Below are 11,268 nucleotides of genomic sequence, written 5' to 3'. Positions count from 1 at the left end.
CACATTTATCTAAAATATACTTCTTGTAAGTGACAAAAAAATGCTACTAATTAAAATAGTGTTTTTCCTATTATTATAAGTGATTTAACTGTTCTTTTCACTTATTTATTTCACAAACTTTGTATTAAAATATGAAGTATCTAAAAACAGAAAATATTTTTTTGTAAGTTAGTAACGGTAATAAGTAAGGAATAGTTCTTTTCAATTTGTAAAAATTAACTTCTATACTAACCATATAGATTTTTTTTACAAAAGAATTATTTCATATAAATAATCAGGGGAATTACATGAAAAAAGTACTATTAGCATTGGTGTTTATCATCATTAGCAATGAGGTAGTTTATTGTCAATACGCTATTGAAGGTGTTGTGACAGATGCTACCAAAACTCCACTTCCTGATGCATTTATAAGTATATTTAAAGATAATGAAATTATAAAAAATCTCATTACAGATAGTATCGGGTATTATAAAATTGAAAACCTAAAAAGAGGAAACTATAAGCTCAATTATCATCATATTGGTTATACAGATTCTATTATAACCATTGATCTGCAAAAAAATACAATTCAAAATTTTAGTTTTAATCAAAGTACTGAACTTTCAACAGTAGTAGTTACTGCTGAGAAAAATATTATTGAGCGAAAAACTGATCGATTGCGATTTAATGTAGCAAACTCAGATTTAATCATTGGAAATAGTGTTTGGGAGACTTTAAATAAAACACCTTTTGTATCTACGAATGAAAATGGAAATATTGAAATTGCAGGAACAAGTGGTGTAATTGTGTATATAAACAATCGAAAAAAGCGACTTTCCGGTGAGGTATTGATGAATTACCTTAAAAGTTTACCTGCCGATAATCTAGAAGCAATTGAAGTGATTACAACACCTTCAAGTCGATTTGAAGCAGAAGGCGGCGCAGGAATTATCAATATTGTGACTAAGAAAAATAAGGAAGAAGGTTTGGAAGGTAATGCAAGTTTGAGTGCAAGACAAACCAGACTTTTTTCTGAAGCAGGAAGTATCTATCTCAATTATAGAAAAGCAAAGTGGAATTTATACGGAACAGCTTATTTGAGTAATAGAGAACGCTTGACTACTTATGAAAAAGATATATTTTATGCTGAATCATCTGATATAGAAACACGCTTCATAGATAGAGAAAACACATCAAAAATCCTTTTTTCAGGAGTAAACTTAGGTGCTGATTACGAAATCAATTCAAAACACGTTATTGGAATGTTATTGGAATATTCAGGTTCTGATGAAAACCAAAACAGAGATGCTATAAGTTTTGACTCGTATGCTTTGAACGATTCGCTTACATTCACAAAAAATAGAGATGAAGCAACAGATCAAAATTATTCTCTAAACTTAAATTATCAAGGAAAACTAAACGAAAAAGGTACATTACTTACTGTTGATGTTGATTTTTTAAGGTTTTCATCTGACAACACAGGGATTAGTAAAACCGATGTTGTTACACTTGAAAATAATGATGTTTTATATATACGCGATTGGTTTCGAAATGCTACGATACAAGATATAAACAATACATCTTTTAAACTGGATTTAGAACTGCCAATAAATGATAACATATCAGTTGAAACTGGTGTAAAATTATCATTTTCTAAAGTAGATAATGATTTAAATTTTGACAATAGAGATGTTACAGGAATGATTTGGATTGACGATCCTACGCAAAGTAACTTCTTTGAATATGATGAAAACATAAACGCTATCTATGCTGTAATCAATCATATATTAAGTGAAAAATGGTCATATCAGCTTGGAACACGTTTTGAAAATACCATAGCAAAAGGAAAACTTGAAGGAGAACGAGTTGTAGATAGAAACTATACAAATTTCTTTCCAACAGCATTCTTAAAATATGCACCAAACAATAAACATAGTTTTGTATTCTCAGTGTCAAGCAGAATTACACGCCCAAGTTTTTGGGATGTAAATCCGTTTCGAGTATATACTACAGATAGAGCATTCTTTGAAGGAAACCCTTTTTTAAATCCTTCTCGATACTATCGTCAAGAACTAAACTACACAAAAGGATCAGGAAAAGTGCGCATTGTAGCACAAATTGCTGCAAGTCAGTTACTCGACGAATTCTACGCACTTCCGTTTAACTCAGACGAAGGTGTCATTATTAACAGAAAAACAAATTATGGAAACAAATATTCGTATTCAGGAAGCATTACATTGGCAACCAAAATACAACCTTGGTGGCGATTAAACACTACCTCATTATTTGGTCATGTGCAAACTACTGGAAGTTATGCAGATGATACAATAACTATTGATAGTAATACGTTACTATTTAGATTGACCGCAAATCAGACTTTTACCTTATCAAAGGTAAGAGGAATCTCCTTAACTGTATTCGCGAAAAACACTTTCCCCTTTACATTAGTCAATACCGAAATTGGAAATCGACTAGAAACTGAAATTGCATTACGAAAAAATATTGGACGTTTTAGTTTGTCCCTATCTGGAAGAGATTTATTCAGAAGTGACAAGGTTCGATATAACATTCGAGTTGGTGACATTCGTATTAATGACACTAATTATTATGACACCAGAAGTGTTGCCTTTGCAGTGCGTTACGCTTTTGGTAAATCAACAGTGAAAAATCAACGGTATAGAGATACTGGGAATAGTGATATTCAAAGACGTCTCTAACGATTGAAACAATATATAATGCATAGTTTTTTCATTTTACTTACAAAATGAAGGGCATTTGTCATGTCCTTACTGATGACAATTTTATTAACCATTTAAATTTTTAACGATGAAGAAAAATTCAAAAATCACTTCAAACTTAAAGTCACAAAAGATTGTTGACAAAGCGTTAAGCAGCTCTAATGAAGAGCAGTTAGACCTTTACAAAGCAATCTTTGGAGGTAGAGCAAGTGCATCTTGTCCGGTAGTAGCGGTGAGTGCTAGAGCATCAAGAGCTTCTGGGTATGACAAACAAATTGATCCTCAATTTTTGTTAGCAGCTCCGATGAATCCTGGGTCTCTAGATTCTCCATCTGAACCAGCTTCAGATATTCCGGTAGGATAGTAAAGTTGGCTAGATAATCTCTAACACTAGAGATTATCTAGTTTTTTTAAGAATCAAAAAAAATAATTATGTATAAAGTCACTTCATTTGTATTAAAAATTGTCAGTAGATGTAATCTGAATTGCTCCTATTGTTATATGTATAATATGGGCGATCAAACGTATTTGAAACAACCCAAATTTATGTCGTTGAAAACCATGCAATTCTTCGCTGATAAACTGAAAAGTTATAGCGATAAATCTGGGCACAAACATATTCAGATTGTATTTCATGGAGGTGAACCATTAATGGCAAAACCAGAATATTTTGAAAAATGTATCGCCATTTTTAAAAATACTGCACCAGATATTACATATTACTTTACGGTACAAACAAATGGTGTAACACTTGATCAAAATTGGTATACGCTATTAAAAAAACTAGGGATAACCATAGGAATTAGTATTGATGGTCCAGAAAAATATCATGACGAATATCGTGTGTTTCATAATGGAAAGGGTTCGTATAATTTAGTAGCGGAAGCAATTAAACTCGGAAGAAAAAATCATTTAGCAGGCTTATTAATGGTAATAAACATTGGTATTCCAGTAAATGAACTATACGGAGAAATAAAAAAATTAGGTGTAAACAATCTCAATTTGTTACTGCCTGATGGACATTACGAACAACCTCCTTTTGGCTTGGAAGCAAACAAACGAAAAGACAAAAATCACACTCCATATGCAGATTGGTTTATAGACTTGTATAAGGTTTGGAAAGTAGATAAAGCTCGTCCAAAAATTTACTTATTTGAAAGTCTAGTAAAATTAATAATGGGACAAGATGGAATTGGAAACCAACTTATTGGAAGACGTACCAATGGTATTATTGTGTTAGAATCTGACGGAAGCATAGAAGTCGTAGATTCGCTAAGAGCTTGTTTTGAAGGTATTACACGAAATGAAACAAATGTAGCTACACATAACATAGAAGACATATTTGAAGATGAAACGTTCCAACTCTTTTACAACGCGCATCATCATGTTTCAGAACAATGCCTAAACTGCCCTGTATTTGACATTTGTGGTAGCGGATTTTTAGGACAACGATATTCGGAAGAAAACGGATTTGATAATCCTACCATTTTTTGCAAAGACATGATACGCTTAATTTCCTTTATTCAAAATGATATTCTTTCTTCACTACCAGAAGAATCTGTAGCAGAGCTAGGTATTGAACCTTTAAGATATGATGAAATCATAAACAGTTTTGATGAAGAAAATGAAATTAAAATTGATCCGGAAGTGCAAAAAACATTACAGTCATATAAAAAAGAGCTACAGATATGAAACTAAAAAGAGGAATGCGTGTTTTTGGGGATGTAAAGAATCTTTCATCCCAAATTAAAATAAATACAGGTACACGAGAAGTGCTTGAAAACAATGGTATACAATACTATGAAGGCTCTTTTATTCCTCTACAAACTTGGCAAACTTTGTCTTCATCTGAATTAAATAAGTTGAATGCAATAGGTGAAACTTTTACTAATTACAGTAAAAATCTATATATAGGTGAAATTCCTGAAAAAATAAAAAATGCTTTTAAGCTACTGAACTTAGCAAACTGTATAAGTCCAGATGAAGTTTTTCCAAGGTTTAAAGCCCATAAAGAAGATGTAAAAAAAATTAATGCAGTATTAGATAAATTCTTAAAAAAATGTTCATCAACGGGAGATTTTAAATTTCATAAAATCACACGAGCAATGCCCAATAAAGAAACGATGACTAGTTTTCATGTGGAAGGTGACTTTTTACATTTAGGATTGCACATAGATCAAAGTAGGCATTTCAAAATCCATACTGCACATAAATCTGGAAATAGAATATCTATCAATTTGGGTAATGAAACTCGCTCTTTAATATTTACAAATTTGTCAATGATTCAAGTCTATAATATGATTCGTGAAAAAATTGATATAAAAAAAATTACACTTAACCCAGATACGATCGCACCTCATTTTTTCAGACTTTACCCAGACTACCCTGTATTAAAATTGGAAGTAAAACCCTATCAATATTATACAGCGCCAACTGATAATTTTTTCCATGATGGTTCAACAATGGGAACCCAAAACATAGATATTACTATTGTGTATACAGGATTATTTGATCAACTACCTTAAAACATACAACGCATGCAACTCATACAAAACGGTATAAAACTACACAGCAAATTGGATCATTTTTTTGATGAAGTTGAAATCAATTCGGGAACTGTTCATCATTTACAACAAGAAAAGAGTAAAGTCAATTATTTAGATTGGTCTTTTGTACCTCAATATGAGGATGATGCGTATGTAGTAAAGCGTGATTGGCGAAAACTTTCCAAAAAAGAAACCAATGCAGTAACAGCTTCAACAAATAGAAATTATTACAACACAATTTATGTTGGTGATATTTCAGATGAATTAAAACAAATTTTCGAAGACCTGAAATTTAAAAAATGTTTACGACCAGAAGATGTACATGAATGTATGAAACGTGATCATGATTTGACGTTGAAATTGAGTAATACAATGCAGAACTATCTAACAAGTTCTGCAAACAACAAACCATTTCATTTTCATTTTATTGGAGCAAATCTTCCAAATATTGATATGGTTGCCGCTGATAATACAATGCTTCCACCAGATCATCAAGAAGAAGACAAAAAATGTATGGGAATTCATAATGATGGCGCCGAACCAACATCCGTACATGCAACTTATAAATCAGGCAATCGTTTTACCATAAATTTAGGGAACGAAACACGTTATTTTTTATATGTAAATCTATCATTAACGCAAGCTTTTAATATGCTCAAAAAGAAACTAGGGATTTCTGTTGAACACATAGATTTATACAATATATCAAAATTATTTTTCAAATATTTTCCAGACTATCCTGTAATTAGAGTTCCGCAAAAACCCTATCAATACTATATTGCGCCTACCGATCATTGTTTCCATGACGGATCAACGTTTGGAATGACAACATTGGATGTATTGATGATTTATTTTGGAAAATTTCAATATTAAGCTCATTTAAATTATACTAAAAATGGAAATCAAAAGACAAATAACAATTCACAATTCGCTTCCTGAAGGCTTGGATGCGTTAGCTATAAATTCAGGAACTATACATCATAGCCAGTATGAAGCTGACACTGTAGAATTTTTGGGAGAAAAATATACACCTAAATTCACACCACATGCATACTTAAACAAAAAAGATTGGAGACCTTTAAATGCCAATGAAATTGCTTGTATAACGCCTCCTGAAAACCGAAATGATCTTAATACTATATATCTTGGCGTTATTCCTGACGAGTTGCGTGCCAGTTTTGAAACAATATATTTAGACGAAAGTACAGATAGACGCGACATGTTTTTTCGATTAGAAAAAGATCCATCAAAGGTGAAAAAAGCAACAGAGTTAATACATGATTTTTTACTTCCAATGTCAAATGGTGAAAAATTTCGTTTTCACTGTATTGGTGTAAACAATCCTAATTTACCATTAGTTGCGGCAAATACTATTATGTTACCTAACGATCATAAACCATCAGATAGAGAACTTATAGGGCTTCATAATGATGGTACTCAGCTCATGACTATTGAAACAGCTCATCAATTTGAGAATAGAATTAGCATCAATTTAGGTAAAGATTCGCGTTATTTCCTGTTTGTCAATTTATATTTAACAGAAGCGTATCAAATGCTTAAAGAATGTATGAGTGACGAGGAGTTTAAAAAAGTAGATATTTCTAATATTCCGAGATATTTCTTTAGTCATTTTCCAGATTATCCAGTGATTCGAATAGAACAGAAACCATATCATTACTACATTGCAGCTACTTACAATTGTTTTCATGATGGTAGTACTATAGGAAATAAACATTTAGATGTTACGATGACCTATTTCGGGAATTTTCAATATTAAAAATTAGAATTATGACAGCAGTAGCAACAGCAACAATGATGAAAAAAGGAATTTGTATTCACAACAACTTACCTAAAGGATTTGAAGCTATTCAAATTAATTCGGGAGTTGTACATCATAAAGAACATAAAGGTTCACAAGTAAATTATGAGTATTTATCGTTTATGCCTTTATACATTGATGAAGCGTATATTCCGAAACGAGATTGGCGACCGCTGAACAAACTTGAACAACGCATTGTCACGCCAACAGAAAGTTTGAAAGATCATAATAATATCTATTTGGGAGAATTGCCAGAAAAAGCAAAACAATTGATTCAAGAAATTGATTTTAGTTTGTGTAGAGGTAGAAATGATGTGATGCAACGTTTTGGTGAACACAAAGAATTAACGATGGCACTGAATACTGAATTACATAACTTTTTGCAAACCATTGCTAATGATAAACCCTTTCATCTACATTGTATTACAGCAAATTTGCCCAATGTAGAAATGGTTGCCTGTGATATCACGCGGTTACCTGAAGATTTTACTATTCCTGAAAAAAAATACATGGGCATGCACAACGATGGAACGCAGTTTATGACCTTGCATACAACGTATAAACACGGAAATAGAATTTGCATCAATCTTGGAACAGAAACACGTTACTTTTTATACATAAATCTTTCAATGATTCAGGTGCATAATATGCTGAAAGAAGTTACAGATATTAGTAAAGTTGATGTATATAATGTGGCAGAAACTTTCTTTAAACATTTTCCAAATTATCCAGTCATCAGAATGGCACAAGAACCGTATCAATACTACATTGCTCCGACCGACAATTGTTTTCATGATGGTTCTACGTTAGGAAATACAAAACTAGATATCAATATGGTGTATTTTGGAAATTTCACACATTAGACTCCATAGTTTTTTAAAGATTAACTTGAAAACTCAATCAATTAGTTAGTTTTAAAATTTTTAATTCTGCATTTTTATTTAGAATGATAAAATGTGTTTCATCAGCAATCACAATTTTTTGAATCGCTTTTGCTTCTGAATGATTTAAATAACTTGTATCTGTTTTGTATTGATACGTTTCTGTATCGTTTCCTATTAATATATAACCTTTAGATGCATCATAACGAATCGTTTCTACTTCGGCATCATAGACGTTTCCAACACCAAAAATATCTAAAGAACCATCATTATTAAAATCGTGTGTTGCAATACTTAGTGTTGGTCCAAATTGCGCCTGATTGGGCAATGTTTCTATTTCAAAATCTCCTTTTCCGTTATTTTTAAGAATGATCGATTCAAAGTTTGTTACTTCTAAATGTGTAGCATTGGCTAAGTTTTCTTGTCCGTATATTTCAGTCAGTGTAGAAGCTGCAAACTCTTTATAGGTTTTTATTTTATTATTTAAAACAGGAGTTTGTTGAGAAGAACATTGTTTCCCACGAACTGGAAGTAATTCACCCGTTTTAGAAACTTTACTCAACGCCATATCAAAAGAAGCATTTTGATCTAAATTCCCTGCATATATATGTAGAGGTTTTTCTTTAGTTGGATGAAATTTATTGTTCGTTCCCCAATTTCCTATGATGTACTCTTTATGACCATCGGTATCAATGTCTGCTTCTGTGATACATTGGTACCAACCAATTGTATTACTAAGTTCTGGAAGACTTTTTTTGTTGAATTTCCCGTTGTTGTTTTCAAATATGGTAACTGGCATCCATTCACCAACAACAATTAAATCTAAATCACCATCTGCATCGTAATCAGAAAAAATAGCATCATTTACCAGTTGTAATTCTGAAATTTCAGAAATGACCTCATCATTTGTCTTTGTAAATTTTCCGTTTTCATTTTTCAACAGATATGATGTTTCTGCTAAAGGATATTTTCCATGTGTTGTGCTTCCACCAATAAAAATATCAATGTCACCATCATTATCATAATCTCCACTTGCAATCGCTTTTGTGTTCACTCGTATTTTAGGCAAACGATTGGATTTTGTATAGTTTCCTTTTCCATCATTTATATACAATCGATCTTGCAACAACGCACTATTTTCTTCATTTTCATATCCTCCAGAAGTTACATATAAGTCAAGATCTTTATCATTGTCAACATCTATAAATTGTGCATTTGTATCTTCAACCTTTTTGTCTGCTTCAAATAGCTTTTGACTTTTCTCAATGAATGTTCCATCACTTTTTTGAACATATAATTTTCCCGAAGCATCTTTTGCATTTCCCACAAAGAAATCATCTAAACCATCATTATTTACATCAGCCACAGCTAACGGGTTTCCTTTTTCAGATTGTTTTTGTGGTAAAAGCACTTGCAATTCAAAATCATCAAAATCGTTTTCTTTCTGAACATATTCAACTCCTAAATCAGTAGGGTTTATAGTTTCAAACAAAGCAACTGAACTTGAGTTTTCTATTTTCTTCTGTGTTGCATTTTTATAATTTAATGTCGTTGTTTCGCCAATTTTCACATCAGAAAGCAATTGTTTTTTTCCATCTTGCCAATGAACTATTACACTATCAATTTGTGTGATTTCACCTAAACCAAAATGTAACTTATTTGTTACCGATGATTGAAAGCCTCTACTCAACAACACTGTTTTAGATTGTTGTAATCCGTCAGCATATACGTTGACTGTAGTTCCGATTCCATTTTTATTTTGAGCAGTTCCGACAAGGGAAAAAGTAACAGAATTTGCGTCTGAATGATTTTTGTAAATCTGTGCTTCCGCAGATTGATTATTTGTGATAATGTCTAAATCGCCATCGTTATCTAAATCAGCATATACAGCTCCACTAGAATTCACTTTCGCATCAAAACCCCAATCTTTTGTTTTGTTAGAAAAGGTAAGATCTTGGTTATTTTGAAAAATATAATTGTTTAATGTGTTTGAAGGCATCATGTTGATCGCTTCTTCTAAGGATACTTTTTTACGATTTTGAATGTTAGTTTTCATCTGGTTTCTAAAATCCTGATTGGAAAGATCATGCTCAATTCCATTGGTCACAAATACATCGTTAAAGCCATCATTATCAAAATCAGCAATTAGTGGCGCCCAACTCCAATCGGTTTTTGCAATGCCTGACAACTGCCCTATTTCGCTAAATGTTCCATCGCCATTATTGAGTTGCAACATATTAGACATGTATTGGTGATGATAACCTGCATTGACAACCGCATGGAAGTTTTCCGTGCTCATCGTTGCCATGTTTTCTTTGCTTCTGATATGATCTTCCGCTAACATATCTAACACAATCAAATCGGGTTGTAAGTCGTTGTTAATGTCTGCAAAATCAGATCCCATACTATTTACCGAAATGTGTTTGAAACGTTCTAGAATTTCATCTTTAAAAGTTCCATCACCTTGATTTATGTATAAAAAATCAGGTTCTAAAAAGTCGTTTGCTACATAAATATCAGGAAGATTGTCATTGTTAAAATCACCAATAGAAGCACTCAATCCCCAAGCTTTGTTTTCAATGCCTGCCATACGTGTTATATTGGTAAAACGCTGTCCGTCATTTCTAAATAATTGATCTGAATTGTACGGTTCTTTTTGTTGTTGAATTCGTGGATCGATATTGGTGTTATTGCGAAAGTCAAAACGGTGATTTACCAAATACATATCCAAATCGCCATCCGTATCATAATCAAAAAAGTAGGCTTGTGTAGAAAATCCAAAATGATCAATTCCGTATGCAGCAGCACTTTCCTTAAACGTATTATCTTTTTGATTGATGTATAGTTTGTTCTTTCGAAGATTATGGTCTTTTAAAGAGCCTGATTTACACACATATATATCTAACCAACCATCATTATTAATATCAATCATGCTTACGCCAGTTGTCCAACCATTTTCATCAGATACTTTTGCCGTTTTAGTAATATCTTCAAACTCAAAATCACCTTTATTTAAATACAATGCATTACTTCCTTGATTTGAAGAAAAATACACATCTTCCAATCCATCATTATTAATATCTCCTACAGCAATTCCGCCACCATTATAGATATATGAATAGTTTAGAAAGTTAAAATATAGATTTTCCTTTACTTCGTTTTTGAAATGAATATTAGTACGTTCATTGCTTAGTAAACTAAATAACGTCGTACTTTTTTCTTCTGCTTTTTCAGTACAACCAATACATAAAATTAGTATTGCTAAGTAGAAGATTTTATGTTGTTTTAAAAATATCATTTCAGGA

Annotated in this window: 8 protein-coding genes; 7 read left to right on the top strand and 1 reads right to left on the bottom strand. The window is 32.0% G+C overall.

Features of this window, described 5'->3' with window-relative positions:
- The first annotated feature begins 287 nt into the window (after positions 1-287).
- From ACUUYC_RS13555 to ACUUYC_RS13525, 7 genes are all read left to right on the top strand, one after another.
- Complete coding sequence (locus ACUUYC_RS13555; RefSeq protein WP_474266487.1) at positions 288-2,696, top strand: TonB-dependent receptor domain-containing protein; 2,409 nt, start codon at positions 288-290, stop codon at positions 2,694-2,696.
- Positions 2,697-2,805: 109 nt separating this feature from the next.
- On the top strand, positions 2,806-3,081 hold the full coding sequence (locus ACUUYC_RS13550) for a hypothetical protein (RefSeq protein ID WP_474266485.1): 276 nt from the start codon (positions 2,806-2,808) through the stop codon (positions 3,079-3,081).
- 68 nt (positions 3,082-3,149) lie between these two features.
- Entirely contained in the window at positions 3,150-4,409 is a 1,260-nt protein-coding gene (locus ACUUYC_RS13545) for a radical SAM protein (protein WP_474266483.1), read from the top strand.
- Positions 4,406-5,242: a hypothetical protein gene (locus ACUUYC_RS13540; RefSeq protein WP_474266481.1), complete on the top strand. Its 837-nt coding sequence runs from the start codon at positions 4,406-4,408 to the stop codon at positions 5,240-5,242. Before ACUUYC_RS13545 ends, ACUUYC_RS13540 begins: the two co-directional genes overlap by 4 nt.
- Before the next feature lie 12 nt (positions 5,243-5,254).
- Positions 5,255-6,136: a hypothetical protein gene (locus ACUUYC_RS13535; RefSeq protein WP_474266479.1), complete on the top strand. Its 882-nt coding sequence runs from the start codon at positions 5,255-5,257 to the stop codon at positions 6,134-6,136.
- A 22-nt stretch (positions 6,137-6,158) separates the two neighbouring features.
- Positions 6,159-7,040 carry a hypothetical protein gene (locus ACUUYC_RS13530; protein WP_474266477.1) on the top strand — a complete coding sequence of 294 codons (882 nt, stop codon included), beginning with the start codon at positions 6,159-6,161 and terminating at the stop codon, positions 7,038-7,040.
- Between the two features lie 11 nt (positions 7,041-7,051).
- Positions 7,052-7,945, top strand: a complete 894-nt coding sequence (locus tag ACUUYC_RS13525) for a hypothetical protein (RefSeq protein ID WP_474266475.1) — start codon at positions 7,052-7,054, stop codon at positions 7,943-7,945.
- 37 nt (positions 7,946-7,982) lie between these two features.
- Here ACUUYC_RS13525 and ACUUYC_RS13520 read toward each other — a convergent pair whose 3' ends face one another.
- Positions 7,983-11,261, bottom strand: coding sequence for a VCBS repeat-containing protein (locus ACUUYC_RS13520; protein ID WP_474266473.1), 3,279 nt, complete (start codon positions 11,259-11,261; stop codon positions 7,983-7,985).
- Positions 11,262-11,268: the final 7 nt, after the last annotated feature.

The sequence above is a fragment of the Kordia sp. E genome (genome assembly GCF_056033805.1).
This window is presented reverse-complemented; position numbering and strand designations above follow the sequence as displayed.

Excerpts from the sequence above, each read along its gene's own strand:
- ACUUYC_RS13535 (WP_474266479.1), top strand. The coding sequence starts at position 5,255 with ATGCAACTCATACAAAACGGTATAAAACTACACAGCAAATTGGATCAT.
- ACUUYC_RS13525 (WP_474266475.1), top strand. The coding sequence starts at position 7,052 with ATGACAGCAGTAGCAACAGCAACAATGATGAAAAAAGGAATTTGTATT.
- ACUUYC_RS13520 (WP_474266473.1), bottom strand. The coding sequence starts at position 11,261 with ATGATATTTTTAAAACAACATAAAATCTTCTACTTAGCAATACTAATT.
- ACUUYC_RS13545 (WP_474266483.1), top strand. The coding sequence starts at position 3,150 with ATGTATAAAGTCACTTCATTTGTATTAAAAATTGTCAGTAGATGTAAT.
- ACUUYC_RS13530 (WP_474266477.1), top strand. The coding sequence starts at position 6,159 with ATGGAAATCAAAAGACAAATAACAATTCACAATTCGCTTCCTGAAGGC.
- ACUUYC_RS13540 (WP_474266481.1), top strand. The coding sequence starts at position 4,406 with ATGAAACTAAAAAGAGGAATGCGTGTTTTTGGGGATGTAAAGAATCTT.
- ACUUYC_RS13550 (WP_474266485.1), top strand. The coding sequence starts at position 2,806 with ATGAAGAAAAATTCAAAAATCACTTCAAACTTAAAGTCACAAAAGATT.
- ACUUYC_RS13555 (WP_474266487.1), top strand. The coding sequence starts at position 288 with ATGAAAAAAGTACTATTAGCATTGGTGTTTATCATCATTAGCAATGAG.